Origin of the sequence: Streptococcus suis (assembly GCF_017601095.1) — a bacterium.
Lineage (GTDB): Bacteria > Bacillota > Bacilli > Lactobacillales > Streptococcaceae > Streptococcus > Streptococcus suis_Z.
In genome coordinates this window covers 85,995-100,426 of sequence record NZ_JAGFUX010000007.1, presented here as the reverse complement: position 1 = coordinate 100,426, position 14,432 = coordinate 85,995, and the positions used below count along the sequence as shown (strand labels likewise).

At 44.9% G+C, this 14,432-nt stretch carries 16 protein-coding genes; 8 read left to right on the top strand and 8 right to left on the bottom strand.

Annotated elements, in window-relative coordinates; genetic code table 11:
* Positions 1-32: 32 nt before the first annotated feature.
* Positions 33-938 (bottom strand): AEC family transporter, encoded by a 906-nt coding sequence (locus J5566_RS07355; RefSeq protein WP_244228978.1) that lies wholly within the window; start codon positions 936-938, stop codon positions 33-35.
* A 148-nt stretch (positions 939-1,086) separates the two neighbouring features.
* Here J5566_RS07355 and J5566_RS07350 point away from each other — a divergent pair, with 148 nt between their 5' ends.
* From J5566_RS07350 to J5566_RS07335, 4 genes are read left to right on the top strand one after another with little or no spacing between them, the layout of a single operon-like run.
* Positions 1,087-1,404: a PadR family transcriptional regulator gene (locus tag J5566_RS07350; RefSeq protein ID WP_208562727.1), complete on the top strand. Its 318-nt coding sequence runs from the start codon at positions 1,087-1,089 to the stop codon at positions 1,402-1,404.
* Positions 1,401-2,546 (top strand): DUF1700 domain-containing protein, encoded by a 1,146-nt coding sequence (locus J5566_RS07345; RefSeq protein ID WP_208562726.1) that lies wholly within the window; start codon positions 1,401-1,403, stop codon positions 2,544-2,546. The genes J5566_RS07350 and J5566_RS07345 overlap by 4 nt, the downstream gene beginning before the upstream one ends.
* A gap of 11 nt (positions 2,547-2,557) precedes the next feature.
* Positions 2,558-3,142 carry a DUF1700 domain-containing protein gene (locus tag J5566_RS07340; RefSeq protein WP_208562725.1) on the top strand — a complete coding sequence of 195 codons (585 nt, stop codon included), beginning with the start codon at positions 2,558-2,560 and terminating at the stop codon, positions 3,140-3,142.
* The gene (locus tag J5566_RS07335; protein WP_208562724.1) at positions 3,129-3,974 is read left to right on the top strand and encodes a DUF4097 family beta strand repeat-containing protein; all 846 of its coding nucleotides are present in this window, start codon (positions 3,129-3,131) and stop codon (positions 3,972-3,974) included. The genes J5566_RS07340 and J5566_RS07335 overlap by 14 nt, the downstream gene beginning before the upstream one ends.
* A 166-nt stretch (positions 3,975-4,140) precedes the next feature.
* On the opposite strand, the gene J5566_RS10545 is transcribed toward J5566_RS07335, so the two are convergent.
* A complete protein-coding gene (locus tag J5566_RS10545; RefSeq protein WP_348002281.1) occupies positions 4,141-4,833 on the bottom strand; it encodes a C39 family peptidase in 693 nt (230 codons plus the stop codon).
* A gap of 37 nt (positions 4,834-4,870) precedes the next feature.
* On the opposite strand from J5566_RS10545, the gene J5566_RS10540 reads away from it, so the two are divergent.
* Positions 4,871-5,173: a hypothetical protein gene (locus J5566_RS10540; RefSeq protein ID WP_244228977.1), complete on the top strand. Its 303-nt coding sequence runs from the start codon at positions 4,871-4,873 to the stop codon at positions 5,171-5,173.
* A gap of 168 nt (positions 5,174-5,341) precedes the next feature.
* On the opposite strand, the gene J5566_RS07325 is transcribed toward J5566_RS10540, so the two are convergent.
* Entirely contained in the window at positions 5,342-5,701 is a 360-nt protein-coding gene (locus J5566_RS07325; RefSeq protein WP_208562723.1) for a DUF1304 domain-containing protein, read from the bottom strand.
* A 13-nt stretch (positions 5,702-5,714) separates the two neighbouring features.
* A complete protein-coding gene (locus tag J5566_RS07320; protein ID WP_208562722.1) occupies positions 5,715-6,155 on the bottom strand; it encodes a MarR family winged helix-turn-helix transcriptional regulator in 441 nt (146 codons plus the stop codon).
* Between the two features lie 151 nt (positions 6,156-6,306).
* Between J5566_RS07320 and J5566_RS07315 the strand changes: the two genes are divergently transcribed.
* The 3 genes from J5566_RS07315 to J5566_RS07305 are packed head-to-tail and all read left to right on the top strand — an operon-like array spanning position 6,307 to position 8,798.
* The gene (locus J5566_RS07315) at positions 6,307-7,065 is read left to right on the top strand and encodes a threonine/serine exporter family protein (protein WP_208562721.1); all 759 of its coding nucleotides are present in this window, start codon (positions 6,307-6,309) and stop codon (positions 7,063-7,065) included.
* A gap of 3 nt (positions 7,066-7,068) precedes the next feature.
* A complete protein-coding gene (locus tag J5566_RS07310) occupies positions 7,069-7,527 on the top strand; it encodes a threonine/serine exporter family protein (RefSeq protein ID WP_208562720.1) in 459 nt (152 codons plus the stop codon).
* A 56-nt stretch (positions 7,528-7,583) separates the two neighbouring features.
* Positions 7,584-8,798 carry a cation diffusion facilitator family transporter gene (locus J5566_RS07305; RefSeq protein WP_208562719.1) on the top strand — a complete coding sequence of 405 codons (1,215 nt, stop codon included), beginning with the start codon at positions 7,584-7,586 and terminating at the stop codon, positions 8,796-8,798.
* Positions 8,799-8,813: 15 nt separating this feature from the next.
* Here the strand turns inward: J5566_RS07305 and J5566_RS07300 are convergent, their stop codons facing one another.
* From J5566_RS07300 to J5566_RS07285, 4 genes are read right to left on the bottom strand one after another with little or no spacing between them, the layout of a single operon-like run.
* The gene (locus tag J5566_RS07300) at positions 8,814-9,956 is read right to left on the bottom strand and encodes a mannitol-1-phosphate 5-dehydrogenase (protein ID WP_208562718.1); all 1,143 of its coding nucleotides are present in this window, start codon (positions 9,954-9,956) and stop codon (positions 8,814-8,816) included.
* 13 nt (positions 9,957-9,969) lie between these two features.
* Positions 9,970-10,407, bottom strand: a complete 438-nt coding sequence (locus J5566_RS07295; protein ID WP_208562717.1) for a PTS sugar transporter subunit IIA — start codon at positions 10,405-10,407, stop codon at positions 9,970-9,972.
* Between the two features lies 1 nt (position 10,408).
* Positions 10,409-12,361, bottom strand: a complete 1,953-nt coding sequence (locus J5566_RS07290) for a BglG family transcription antiterminator (protein WP_208562716.1) — start codon at positions 12,359-12,361, stop codon at positions 10,409-10,411.
* Between the two features lie 29 nt (positions 12,362-12,390).
* Positions 12,391-14,154, bottom strand: coding sequence for a PTS mannitol-specific transporter subunit IIBC (locus tag J5566_RS07285; RefSeq protein WP_208562715.1), 1,764 nt, complete (start codon positions 14,152-14,154; stop codon positions 12,391-12,393).
* Positions 14,155-14,432 lie beyond the last annotated feature (278 nt).

Sequence of the window (14,432 nt, the reverse complement as noted above, 5' to 3'; positions counted from 1 at the left end):
AAAACACCTGTTCTCCTGAACAGGTGTCTTTTTTATGGTCCAAAATATAGCTGAGCAAACAAAGCAAGCAGACTTCCTAAAATGGATAGCGAGTTGAGATTGGCAGCCTCTGCTCCATCACTACCCAACTTCCAAGCGTAAAAGGGAGCCAAGACTGAGATGGGAGACAAAAGGCATAACAAGACCATCCAAGTCTGAGAGGAAGAAAGAGGCAGGCCATAGAAGACCAAACCAGCCAGACAGAAATTGGTCAACAAACGAACCCAGTAGCCCTGAACCAGCTCCTTCCAGCCTGCCCAACTGACTGGAAAATCTAATAATACTCCCAAATACAGCATGGCAAGAAAGGGATTGGCTTGGGCAGCGATAGAAAAGATAGACAAAAGATCTTGAGGTAAGGAAATGGAGAAATAGGCCAGGGTCAAGGTTAATAAGTAAACCAATAAGGGAAGCGATTTGCCCAGTGGCTTGAGACTGCGCCAAAAACCTGGCGAAGCCTGATTGGTTAACTGACTGGCCAGACTAAAATTACCACCCAATACCATAATGGCATTGCCAGCATCAAACAAAAGAACCGTTGCTAAACTGCTAGCTGGAAAAAAAGCTTGCACAAAGGGTAGGGTAAAGGTGCCGATATTATAACCACTCAAGCCCACCATGACTGCTGCCTGCTTATGCCTATCCTTTCGCCAAACCACATAACTAGCTACTAGCAAACAAAGATTGGCAACAATCCCCAAGAAAAATGGCAAGAAGGTAATCTGTTCCACTTTCATGGATTGAGAGGACAAGAGTAAGGCTGATGGTAGGGTCACATTCATCAGGATGGTCGAAAAGATGCGGGCATCCTCCTTCTTGACAAGGCCTCGATGTCGTAATATATAGCCGATCCCCATAACAAAGACAAACCCAAGGGCACGATAAATAAATGCTGGCAAATTGACTCCTCCTTCTCTAGTTTTTTTTAGTATAGCACACTCTCTTCCATCTTTATATAAAATTTTTATATATAAGACTTGACCTTTTTTATCCTTATGTATATAATTTATATATAAATATTTTACATAAGGATAAAGAGGTGATTGCATGTACTATCCCGTCTCCTCTATCTTAATTGAATTTCTGATTTTATCTATCCTCGATAAGCAGGATTCCTATGGCTATGAAATCAGTCAGACCATTAAGTTAGCAGCGGATATCAAAGAATCAACACTCTACCCCATTCTCAAAAAACTGGAAAAGGCTGGCTACGTCACCACCTACCAGCAAGAATACTTGGGGCGGAAACGCAAATATTACACCATCAGCCCAGCAGGAAGGAGTCACATCCCATTTCTCGAGGAAGAATGGACCAACTACAAGCGCACCATCGACGGAATCATAGAAGGGAGCCTACGCAAATGAACCGAGCAGATTATTTACTCCTATTGGAACAGGAATTGGCTGGCTTACAGCCCCATGCACGTCAAGAAGTATTGGACTATTTCCAAGAGTACTTTGAAGAAAAAGGAGATGACCAAAAAGCCATTCAAGACTTGGGCAAGCCCAGAGAAGCTGCTCAAGAAATCATGGCCAACCTCCCTAGTGATGAATTGATTTCTGAGAGTCCCCTGGAAAGCAGGACAGTTTTTCAAGCGACCGCTAAAGAACCATTTAACTGGAAAAAACTCTTTCATGACTCTTCTCCAAAGACAAATGAGATCAATGTACAGACTGTTGAGGCGCAACTGCCTGATTTCCGTCAATTAAAGCTGGAACTTGAATCGATGAGTTTAATCGTCCAAGTGGGTCAGCTGGAAAAAGCCCAGCTACGCTACCAAATGAATCCAGAAGAAACAGGTGTGACCTTGGACTACCAACTCGAAGGAGATTGCCTGGTTTTGAAAACCAGTCTCGATTCCGATAGAATCTTGGAGACTCAGTCGGAAGATAGCTATGCCATTCTTAGTCTCCCCCAAAGGCTTCTTCCCCTGACCAACCTAAGCCTCACTCTCTCAGATAGCAAGCTGACCATCCGCAACTTGGACTTGGTGGACTTGTTCTGTCTGGACTTGTCCGACAGTTCCCTGACTCTGAGCCAGCTACAGGTCCAGGAAGAATGCTTCTTGAAGATGAAAGATGGGCAGTTGTCAGTAACCAAGCTTGAAACTAAAAAGCTAGATCTTATCGGCGATGATGTCCAAGCAAACTTCAGCCAGTCAAACTGTGACCAACTGCGGACTTCCTTGTCCGATTGTCAGATCAATTTCAATCGCTGTCAACTTACCACAGGTGATTTGGATTTAACCGATTGTGTCGGAGTGCTTGAGCAATTGCAGTTGGCAGACAGGCTCAATTGCCAGGCTGATGATTGTGTCTTGTCCATACAGTTAGCAGAGCCCTTCAATCTTGAGTTAGAAGCAGATGACTCCGTTCTCCACTTGCCCAAAGAAATGATGGACTTGTTGAATTTGGATGAAGAACCAGTCATCTTGGACTATTCAGTCGCCGATTGCCCAAGCAAGCTCACTCTTCGCTGTAACGATTGCCGAGTAACTCTTGCATAAAGGAGGAGACCATGACACGCTATGAATACATGACAGAACTGGCTAAACAGCTCCGCCATTTACCCAAAAAAGACCTGGAAGATACCTTGGACCACTTTAATGAGTATTTTGACGAAGCTGGTCCAGACGGAGAAACTGCGATAATAGAAGAACTCGGTCCCCCTTCTGAAGCGGCCCGCGAAATCCTTACCAACCTCTTCAACAAGCAAATGGCAGATGAAAAGCCCCAGCACCACAATATAATCTGGTTGCTCGGACTGGCTATTTTGGCGGCCCCCGTCGGACTCCCTCTCTCCATCTGCCTTCTCCTCCTCTTTGTCCTCCTCATCCTGCTTGTCTTGGCTGGTCTGATTCTCCTAGGCTGTTTCTGGATCAGCGCTATCCTCGGAGGACTAGCCCATCTCCTCTTCGCCCTTGACCTCCTTCGCCTCTCATGGTCCAGCGGACTCTTGATTGCAGGACTTAGCCTCATGAGCCTAGCCATTGGACTGCTCGGCATACAGGCCAGTTTTCATTTTGGTAACAAGGCCATACTCTTTGTACTCAACTGGGTAGCCAAGCACATACGCACAGGAGGTTCCCATGAAACGATTTGATTCCCTACCGAAAATAGCCATCGGCCTGCTGGCCCTTGGCGCTCTACTAGCCGTTTCCGGCTATCTCATGGGCGGATGGAACCAGTTCAAGGAAGTAACTAGCCAGTACCGCCAACAAACAAATGTTAGCTTTTCAGATGTCTCAAGCATCGATATAAACGGTAGCATCAGTATTTTACCGTCTGATGATGACCAGTTCCACCTCTACTACTATCGCAACCAGCACCACCAGACGGATCTGACCAACTACCAACTGACGGATGGCAAGCTGGTCATCAAGGACCAGGGGCAAGATGTGTCAGAGAGTCTTTTTGATCAGTTCTTCAGTCTCTATCATCAAACACCTGATACTTCCTATCAGCCTGTCCTCTATGTTCCCAAAGGTCGTCAGCTAGATAAACTCAGCGGATTGATGAATGGAGATGTCCACCTGAAGAAGCTTGATATTGATCTACTTGATTTGTCGATTCAAAAAGGAAAAGCAGTCATCGAAGATAGCCAGATTGACTCAATCGCCCTCAGCATACTAGATGGGGACCTTGTGCTAGATGACACGCGCTTAGACAGCCAAACTCCATCAGAAAGCCAATTCAAAAGCACAATCTCCCTCACTCTGGGTCAGCTCACAGCCAACAATCTGACTCTTGGCGGACACCATGACATCATGGTCCTCAAGGGTGACACCCACATCCAACTCAAAGAAGACAGCAAGCAAACTCTCCGTGTGGAAGCCTACTCTGAATCAGGTCAAGTCATCCTTCCACAAACCCAGACCCAATCCCAGACCCAACTTGTCCTCTTTAGCAAGCAGGGAGATATCCTTGTTGAATGATAATGGACTAACATTTGCCACACTTAAACTTCGAGTACAGGTCTCGCTCAGCCTTTTTCAGCATAGAAAAAACACAGCAGTATGACTGGATGTTACTGAACTCATCCACCATCTGGCTGTGTTTTTTTATTTGTTCGAACCACTCTGTCTGGAATCTTTTCCCCAATTACCATCCATAGTTTGGCTCTACACAGGTGAGCATACTTTCGAATAACTCCTGTGGAGTTACTTTTTTTAGGCCTCCATATACCGCATCTTGAACAGTTGGAGAAGGATCTAAATAGTAGAGGTAAGCAATATCTGATCCATCCTCAGATAATTGATAACCAATACCAATAACATTGTGCTCTCCCCGGAGGCCTGGATAGATTTTGGAACTATCAAAGGTGTAATACATAGGATACCCATCTGCGATATTCTGTTTCAACCGTTGCTTAAAGAGGCGCATCTGGTCAGAATGAACATCTGCAGTTGTCACCGTTTCTAAACGATAACCTGCTTGGTTTGCCTGAGGAAAATCATAACCGAACAGGTGACGGTTTAGGACTTGAATGGCGTTGGCATTATGGGTACCAAAGGATGTATCTGTCCCCATCTCCTGCGCTAAGACTTCCTGGGAAACTTCAATCCCGCGGTAGGAGAGCATCATACTCACTGTAGTGGGCGCACAGGTATTCCAGGCACGTTGGATTTGAGGGCTAACATTGAGAATGTGCTTCTTCCCTGCCTGAGACTGAGAGTTCGTCAATTTATTTATCGTTTCTTGACTGGTGGCGGGATTCGATTTACTTTGTTCTGCAGTCGTCGTTTCAGTCGCCCCCTGCTCGGAAGTCGTTGCTGCTTTGCTGGATTCTGTCACAGCCCCGCTACTTTCGCTCTGCGAGTTTGGAGATGAAGTGCTTGACGGACTACTTTGTTCTGATCTAGAAGTGGACGTTTTTTCTGTACTACTCTCCTTGGTTTTTGCTACTGATGATGTTTCTGTGCTACTGGCTTGTGTAGCGGTTTTACTGGTGTTACTAACTGGTGCCGAAGATTGGTTTAAGGTGGCGAGGATCCCTGCCCCTCCAACTAAGATCAGCACTAGAGCTGGAATGACTATTTTTTTTCCCTTTCATCATTTTTTCCTTCTTTCAAAAATGTTTCTGGAAACTAACGTGTCAGCAAAGATTTTTACGTCAGTTAGCTTTTCTAATTGAAAAGATTATTTACAATATTATTATACACTTTTTTTCGAAATAATACTCATTTTGATGTTACATACAAATTTTTTTCAAGGAATGTCAGGTTTTGATATATAAAAAACGCTACCTTCCAAAATTGGTAGGATAGCGAAACAAAAAATATGATTTAAACGAACCACTCCATTATTTAAATAATAAAATAGACAAGAGGGCCAAGATAGCTGGGCCACCTTGGGTTAAGAGGATTTTCGGACTGGCAGTTAGTGCACCGTAACCTGCGGCTCCAATAACAAAAAGGACAAAAATCGTTGTGATTTCAAGGTTGCCAGTGATGATTCCGTAAAGAAGGAAGATTGCTAGTAGGCCGTTATAGATCCCCTGATTTTTGAATAGGGCTGTGACAGATTTGCGTGATAGTTCCTCCTGCGTCATATTGAAAACCTGACTGGTCTTGACCGACTGGGTAGCAAAGGTTTCCAAGTACATGATGTAAAGGTGCTCAAGGGCAACGACTGTCGCCAAGATAGTAGTAAAAATTGACATAGTTTCTCCATTTCTAGTTGTTGATTGTGTCAAATGGCAGAGCTTCTAAGCCAGTGACTAGCTTGCTTAAGAGTTGGCTCAGCTGTGCTGCTTCTTCATCTGTCAAGATAGCTTCCATGGCTTGTTTAACCTGCAGGTGCTGGCTGGGAGGGGCTGTTACCAAGTCTTTTACCGCTTTGGCGGTCGGCTCTACAACCATCTCTCTTTTGCTGTCTGGATTCTGTCTACGGCTGATATAACCAGCCTCCTCCAAAATCTTCAAGTGTCTGGTAATGGCTGCACGGTTAATCTGCAAACTCTCTTGCAAATCCTGTTGCAAACAAGGTGCTTGGTCCAACAAGCTAGTCAGCAACTGAAAGCGTGTCAGACTAATACCCAACTGCTTTTCAAATAAACGAGTAATGCTCTCGTCTGCTAGCTTTACATGATAAAGCAAGTCATTCATAGCTATCATGGTGTGCTCCTTTTGTTGACTTGTCAACTGTTGATAAGTCAATTATATCATCCTTCAAGAATAATGCAAACGATCCGCTCACTTTTCTTGAAAAAACGTTCAGCCATGGGAATTTTTGCTATAATAGAACTAGAAAACTGAGGAGGCACCAATGGACAAGCATACCCAACTCAATCAGGTCATCGATGTGCTCATGCTAGCAGGGGCTATTTTGTCCCAAAGCGGAGCTGAAATTCATCGAGTGGAAGATACTATGATCCGTATTGCCCATTCACAAGGGATTGAAAATGCCAATGTCCTTGCCATTCCTGCTGCTATCTTCTTCTCCATTGACCACACCAATATCTCTCGGATGAAACGTATCGTCCACCAGAGCTACGATATGCAGAAGGTCTGTCAGGTAAATCAGGTCTCCCGTTCTCTCGTAGAAGGGCAGCTCAGTCTGGAAGAGGCCTTGGCACAACTCAACCAGATTAAAAACCAGCCCCAGCCTTACAGCAATCTGCAAGTGACACTAGCTGCAGTGGTCGCCGCTCCTTTCTTTACCATTATGTTTGGTGGAGGGCCCTTGGAAGCTCTAGTGACTGCCCTAGCGACTTTACTTGCCTTTCCCTTCTCCCTCTTGACTAAACAATTGATTGGTATCGACTTTGTATCCACCTTTGCTGGTGCCCTAGTCTTTTCCCTGGTGGCCTACCTGGTAGATAAAAATGGCTCCCTCCTCATCAATCCCAACCTGGTCAACGCTGGAGCTGTTATGCCCTTTGTGCCTGGGATTGCCTTTACCAATGCGGTACGCGACTTGATGACCAATCATATCAATACGGGTATGACCAAGATTTTCCAAACACTACTGGTTATTCTTTCCTTAGGGGCTGGAACGGCTGTTGCTTTCTTGATTGTGGGGTGAGTCATGGATATTTTGAATTTTTTGTTACAGGCTGTGGCCAGTTACATCGCTATCGCGGCCTTTCTCATCGTCTTAAACGTTCAAAAACAAATGCTGCTTCCAGGCGGGCTATTGGGCATGGTGGTGTGGCTACTTTATCTGGCACTTTTAGAGCCAACCAATGCCGTTATCGCAACGCTGACGGCTGCCATTATCGGCTCCTGTATCAGTCAGGTCATGAGTATCGTCCTCAAGACACCCTCGGTTATTTTTTCCTTGGCAATCTTGGCACCACTGGTACCTGGCTATCGGGCCTATATGACGACGACTTATTTTGTATCTGGAGAGCACGCCACTGCCTTGGTCAACGTTTCAACCGTTATCACCTTGGCTCTGGTCATTCCAATCGGTATGGCCAGCGGGACTGTCCTCCTCAGACTCTACAAGTATATGAAGCTCCGCTATGGTCCAATCGAAAAGTAAGCCTCCTTGAAATTGGGGAGTTTTTTTGCTATCATGGAGGGAAATAAGGAGAGGCTATGAACCAACAAGTAAAAAATCTGAAGCTGGCGGAGCGTGGGGCCCTTGTGTCCATTGTCGCCTACGTCATACTGTCCGGGCTCAAGCTGTCGGCGGGGACCATTTTTCACTCTGATGCCCTGACGGCTGATGCTTTTAACAATATCTCGGATATTGTGGGAAATGTCGCAGTCCTGATCGGCCTGCGAATGGCCCAGAAACCTGCGGATACCGACCATAAGTTTGGTCATTGGAAAATGGAAGATTTGGCTAGTCTGATTACCTCTTTCATCATGTTTGTCGTTGGTTTTCAGGTCCTCCATTCGACCATTCTCAAATTGCTGATCGATGAGGTTGTGGAGATTGACATCATGGGTGCGGTGGTTGGAATTTTCTCGGCTATCGTCATGATCGGGGTCTATCTCTACAATCGCAAGTTGGCTCGCAAGGTCAATTCTAAGGCTTTGGAGGCTACTGCCAAGGACAATCTGTCTGATGCGGTAACATCTATCGGGACTTCTCTTGCGGTCTTTGCGGCGGCCCTTAACTTTCCAATCGTTGATAAGATTGCGGCTATTGTCATCACCTTCTTCATCCTGAAAACTGCCTATGAGATTTTCATGGAGAGCTTTTTTACTCTTTCTGACGGTTTTGATGAGGAACTTCTCCACAAGTACGAAGAGGATATTCTCAAACTGCCTAAGGTCGTTGCTGTCAAATCCCAGCGTGGCCGGACTTACGGGGCCAATATCTATCTGGACATTGTGCTAGAAATGAATCCTGACCTGTCCGTCTATGAAAGCCATGAGATTACCGAGCAGGTCGAGCAACTGCTAACACTCAAACATGGGGTTTTCGATGTCGATATCCATGTAGAGCCCTCTGAAATTCCTCACGATGAAATCTATGAACATGTCTTTGACAAGCTCTATCGCTTTGAGTCTGAAATCCAAGCCCATGAAAAAGGCTATGAAGACCTGATTGATGAAGACTATCTCTTGATTGATGCCAAGGGTCGCTACCTCAATAAAACCGAGATGCTGAAAGCTCACCCAGTTCAATCCACCTATCTCTCCAACTACCAGATGACCTCTGTCAGCCAGAAGTCCAAACTAGTCACTTTTGAAATCGGAGACTATGTCCACACATCCCTCTGGCGACGTCATGAAAGATGGACTGTCATCTTCCACCAAATTTCTAAAAAAATAGATGAAAAAACTTCTCAACCAGACTAGGTTGAGAAGTCTTTTTTATCTAGTAATAACTGCTACTATCTCTTCAATCAAGGCTGGGTCGGCCAAGCCTGTCACTTCTGCTACAACTTCTGGCAGGAATTTTTCTTGCAAGAGGGCTTGCAGTTGAACGGATTGTTCATCTGTTTCATCCTTGTAGCCGAAGATATAGCTGACAGTGGCAAGGAGGTTGTCATAGGACAAACCACGCTCACGGAGTTCACGGATTGGGCGGATAAAGCGTTCGTCATAGCCGAGTTTACGGATTGGTGTCCGAGCTACGCGAGCAATGTCATCCACGATATAAGGATTTTCAAAACGACTGATAATGACCTTGTGGTAATCGACCAAGGCTTGCTCGTCAAAGTTCCATTTGGCAATCAAGAGGCTACGGATTTCTGCCAGCACAGCTTCCACCTTGCTTTTCACCTCAGGATTTTGCAAGGCTTCTAGGATAGTGGTCGCCCCAAAGTGAGCACCAGTGTAGGCAGAAGTTGCATGACCTGAGTTGACGGAGAAGAGTTTGCGTTCAATGAAAGGCTCCAAGTCCGCTTCATAGTGAACACCCTCCAGCTTCAAGTCTGGATTTTTCATGCCTTGTGTTTCGACCACCCACTCATTAAAAGGCTCAACTACGACAAAGAGGGGATCTTCATGGCTTTGGGCAGGGACAATACGGTCCACTGCTGCATTTGGGAAGCCGATAAACTCTGCTGCGTAAGCCAAACCTTCCTCTGACAGGTGTTTTTTGACTTCTTCGTAAAGAAAGGCAGAGCCACCAATCATGTTCTCACAGGCCAAGACATCAAGCGGTTGAGTATTGCCTGCTTGGCGACGGGCTTCAATCCCTTGGGCTACCAGACCTGCAATGAAAGGCAGGATGTTTGGCCCAATGGCTGTCGTTACCAAATCAGCTGTTGAAATAGCTGTGACAACTTCTTCAGGATTGAGACGGTTGTTAATCCCACGCACCCCTGAAACTGCGATGTGGCGTTGGCCCTCTTCTGCAATTTCAATCTCGTAGGAATGACGTTGGTTCAAGGCATCAATAATGGTTTCATTGACATCGACAAAGGCAATCTCAAAGCCGTTTTCAAAGAGGATTTCCCCGATAAAACCACGTCCGATATTGCCTGCCCCAAAGTGAACTGCTTGTTTCATCTTATCTCCTCTCTTAGCCTACACTATTCAACAGGGCGATTACTTCGTCTTCTGACTGAGCATCTGCCAATTTGACTACGTTATCCACATCTGCACAGAAAATAGAAATCTTTTGGATGATGTTCAAATGCTCATCACCTAAACCAGCAATTCCGAATAGAACTGTTGTAATCTTTGGATCTTCTTCTGTCCCAAAGTTGACACCCGCAGGCACTTGTACGATGGTAATACCTGATGACAGAACTTCCTTTTTGGCCGCATCAGTACCATGAGGAATGGCGATGAAATTACCCATATAGACAGAAAGCTCTTCATTTCGTTCAATCATAGCTTCGATATAGGCTTCATTGACATGGCCAGCAGCTACCAACTGTTGACCACAGTAGCGAATCGCATCTTCTTTGTTGGCAAAAGTTTGGTTTAATTTGATAAGGTTGTGTTGAATTTCCATGTTAATTCTCCAATTTCTTGATTTTTTCGTTAAAAATAGAATGCAATAACTGGTAGATAATTTCTTGGTTACCAGTTCGGTAAATTTCTGTATAGAGTTTATTTTCGATGATGGACTGGCTGATGGCAGTCATCAGTTCTCTGACCTCATCCTGTTCTTCTGGACTAGTCATCATAACCAAGACCCGTCTGACTTCTTCCCACTCGTGATTCATCGACAAGGCCTGCACTGGCTGGTTTAGTTCAATGATGTGAAATTGACTTCTTTCCACCTGTCTAGACTGGGTATGGATCAAGGCAAGATTAGTCTGCGGAATCGCCAAAGGGCTAGCTTGAAATCGAGCCAAGAGTTTTTGGGTCAAATAGTCAGCATCCAACAAACCATCTAATCTTGATACGATGACTCCAACCGTCTCTTCAAAGGAAGCTGGATTGTCCAAAAAAGTCAAACTAAATTCTTTTAGCAAGCGACTGCTGGCTTCTAGGTAGCGCTGCAAGTCATACTGATAGGAAATCTTCACAGTCTCTCGAATCTGTACCGTCCGATTCTCTTGGATTGACTGCAAGGTTTCTTGCAAGTCCAAAATTTCCTCTGTCGATGGAAAAGTCGAAATCAAGTTCAAATCCAAATGAGGGAGCGGTTTTGTGGTCAAACAATAGTCAAATTGCTGCCAATCAACCGTAGCCAAATCCGAACTACTTTTCACCGTAATCCACTCCACAAACGGCGCAATGTTTTTGATTTTTGAAACCAAGACACTGGTTGTCAAGGGTCTTTCGTCCGTTACCAACAGGATTCGAATTGGATAAATATCCGGACTTCGCCGCAAACTGGAAGCAAAATGCAAGGTGACCAACTCATACTCATATTCATTCTGAATATAGTCTGGAAAGATATCCTGCATGACCTGGCTGATCAAGCGATGCAAGAAGGGATTTTTCTGGGTCGCCAAGTAGGCAATATTGCTGGTCGCAAAATCAGGATAGAGAATGGGGACTGCCAAACTCAGACGGATATGATTAAAGAGCATTGGAAAGAGCAAGGAATCCTTGATGAAGTCAATCTTAGTAAAGCGAGAAACTGTGTCCACCAATTGGGAAATATTGTAATAAAAACGACTGTCAAATGCTTCTCGAAAAAGAGGGACTTGCTGGCGTTTGATTACCAGCTCGTCCAAGACCCTAGCATAAAAGATAATCTCCTGAATGGAATAATAGGTCTTGGTTTGCTTAGCCAGTTCTGTAAACACTTTTTGCGAAAAATCCAAGGCATCTTTGGACACTGACATACTATCTTCCAGATTACCTTGGTTGTCCGCCAGTGCCAACAAACTAATCAAGACCTGCCTCATCTTGGGATCTAATTCTCCCAGATGAGCCTGTAAGCCTTCAAAGGCAGACCGACTGGCAGCCACTCGCTCCACCACTAAAATAGGAAAGTCCGCATAGGAATCTTGCCAAAATTCCTGAACAGAGATGGCATTGGCGAGGAGAATTGCTAAGAGACGTCTTTTCTGGGCAACTGACCCTTCCAGGGTATAGCCTTTCTGACGATTGAGGTTGAGCCCGAAGTCCGTCAGGCGCTTTTCAATGGTCGCAATATCCTGGATGACAGTCACATTTGAAACCAGAAACTGCTCTTGGAAGGCTTCATTGGTAATGGGTTCCTGACTGGTCAATAATTGATAAGACATCTGCAGCAGGCGTTGGTTGGCTGTAAAACCATCCTGCGATTCCAAATCCTCTAGGAGGGACACATTACCCACTAGATAATATTTCTTCCCTTCCTTGACCAGCTCAATCCCCTTTTCTTCCAAAGCTAGCTCCAAATCAGACAAGGTTCGATAGACCGTTCGAGAGGAAACTTGCAGGATTTCCGCCATTTCTTTCAATGAAAGCTTCCCTACCTGGAGGAAAGCTTTCATCAGTTGTTCTTCACGTTTTGTTAATAGCATAGGTTCATTATACTACATTGTTGAAAAAATTACTTGTGCATACGTGCAACAATCTTATCATATTCTGGTGTTGTTACTAAGCTATCTACAACCAAGAGTTGCGCATTTGGAGCAGCCTGTTGTACTTCTGCTTGCTGTGAAATGGTTGTGACTACAAGGATATTTTTAGCATTGTGCTCAGCTAATTGTTCAAACGGTACGCTTGCAACTGGAATACCAATTCCCTTGTTTTTAAAGATAGCAGAAAGAGTTGCTTGACCCATTGTGGCAGAACCTTGGGATTGGCCATAGGCAAAAACTACTTCATCAATGTAGTTCAAATCAATTTCAGCTGAACTGGCGTCTTCTGAGACTTGAGCTGCAACTGCAACAGCAGGTTGTCCCAGTAATTTAGCAACGATTTCATCGTATTTTGGAGAAGTTAGGAAGTTGTCAACTGCAACATGAATAGCGCGTGGGGTACGTTGAGCAGCACGGTCAGCCAATTCTTGCTGGGTCACAATCAAGGTTTGCTCAGTATCTTGCAAGTTTGCGATTGCCTTGTTGGTAACTGGGATATCCAAGCCAGCTTTCTTAACTTTATCGCGGAGGAGCGAAGCACCCATTGCAGAGCTACCCATACCAGCGTCACATGCGAAGATGATTTGTTTTACAGAGTTTGTTGAAATTTCTGCTGCGACTGTTTCGACCGCTTGGCCTTTTGCAACAGCCTTGGCAGCTTTTGTTGCAGCCTGAGCCGCTTCCAATGATTCCCCTTCTGACTTATCAGCTTTCAAGATAATCGAAGCGACAAGGAAGGATACAAGAGCACCTGCGAATACACCTGCATATACGGCAAATACGTTTCCAAGATAGCCATCACCTTTTGGCACCATACCTGTAATAGCGATGATTGAACCTGGTGAGGCTGCAGCAGCAAGTCCAGCATTAAGCGTTTGGAAGACAAAAGTACCTGATACACCACCAGCGATAGCTGCGAGGAAGAGAGCTGGTTTCATCATGACATATGGGAAGTAGATTTCATGGATACCACCGAGGAAGTGAATAACCATTGCACCCCATGAAGAAGATTTTGCGGAGCCTTTTCCGAAGAAGGCATAGGCAAGTAAGATACCAAGACCTGGACCAGGGTTAGCTTCCAAAAGGAAGAGAACAGACTTACCAGCTTCCAATACTTGCTCTGTTCCGAGCGGTGTAAAGATACCGTGGTTAAGGGCATTGTTTAGGAAGAGGACTTTAGCAGGCTCGATGATGATGTTAGCAAGTGGCAAGAGTTTCATATCCACAATTGCTTGTACACCATTGCCAATTACACCTGTCATGCTCTCAACAAACGGACCAACAATCTTGAAGGTTACTAGCATCAAGGCAAAACCAATTAAACCAGCCGAGAAGTTGTTGACCAACATCTCAAAACCAGGACGGATTTTAGGTTGTACCTTTTCATCAAACTTCTTGATTGCAATTGCTCCTAATGGACCAACTACCATAGCACCAATAAACATTGGAACGCTTGAACCTGCAATGACACCCATAGTCAAGATGGCACCCATGACACCACCACGTTGGCCGTATACATTGTAACCACCAGTATAACCAATCAAGAGTGGCAAGAGATAGGTGATCATGGGACCAACAATAGTTGCAAAGGTTTCATTTGGCAACCAACCTGTTGGAATGAAGAGCGAGGTCAAGACACCCCAAGCGATAAAGGCACCGATATTGGGCATGACCATGTTAGACAGCGTTGTCCCCAGCTTTTGAAGACGAACACGAATTGAAGAATTTTCCATATTATTTTTCCTCCTATTTTGTAAGTTTATTATACAAAACCTCTTGACACAATAAAACTCAAATCTTGTCACAAAAAATGTGACAAAAAAGGGAGTGGGAAAGAACTCTAACGAACAAAAAAAAGAGGTCCCCCTCACTTCCAAACAGTAGGTTCGGGCTAAAATAGTCCACTGGACTATTTTACTCCCACCCCCGCACAGCTCAAACTGTCTGGGAGACAGTTTGAGGTCGGAAATGAAGTGAACTCCGTTCACGACAGTCGTAAAGGCCAGATTTG

Coding starts and splice junctions, on each gene's coding strand:
- J5566_RS07350 (WP_208562727.1), top strand. CDS start 1,087: ATGTACTATCCCGTCTCCTCTATCTTAATTGAATTTCTGATTTTATCT.
- J5566_RS07300 (WP_208562718.1), bottom strand. CDS start 9,956: ATGAAACAAGCAGTTCACTTTGGGGCAGGCAATATCGGACGTGGTTTT.
- J5566_RS07325 (WP_208562723.1), bottom strand. CDS start 5,701: ATGTCAATTTTTACTACTATCTTGGCGACAGTCGTTGCCCTTGAGCAC.
- J5566_RS07315 (WP_208562721.1), top strand. CDS start 6,307: ATGGACAAGCATACCCAACTCAATCAGGTCATCGATGTGCTCATGCTA.
- J5566_RS07305 (WP_208562719.1), top strand. CDS start 7,584: ATGAACCAACAAGTAAAAAATCTGAAGCTGGCGGAGCGTGGGGCCCTT.
- J5566_RS07295 (WP_208562717.1), bottom strand. CDS start 10,407: ATGGAAATTCAACACAACCTTATCAAATTAAACCAAACTTTTGCCAAC.
- J5566_RS07345 (WP_208562726.1), top strand. CDS start 1,401: ATGAACCGAGCAGATTATTTACTCCTATTGGAACAGGAATTGGCTGGC.
- J5566_RS07290 (WP_208562716.1), bottom strand. CDS start 12,361: ATGCTATTAACAAAACGTGAAGAACAACTGATGAAAGCTTTCCTCCAG.
- J5566_RS07335 (WP_208562724.1), top strand. CDS start 3,129: ATGAAACGATTTGATTCCCTACCGAAAATAGCCATCGGCCTGCTGGCC.
- J5566_RS07320 (WP_208562722.1), bottom strand. CDS start 6,155: ATGATAGCTATGAATGACTTGCTTTATCATGTAAAGCTAGCAGACGAG.
- J5566_RS07285 (WP_208562715.1), bottom strand. CDS start 14,154: ATGGAAAATTCTTCAATTCGTGTTCGTCTTCAAAAGCTGGGGACAACG.
- J5566_RS07340 (WP_208562725.1), top strand. CDS start 2,558: ATGACACGCTATGAATACATGACAGAACTGGCTAAACAGCTCCGCCAT.
- J5566_RS07310 (WP_208562720.1), top strand. CDS start 7,069: ATGGATATTTTGAATTTTTTGTTACAGGCTGTGGCCAGTTACATCGCT.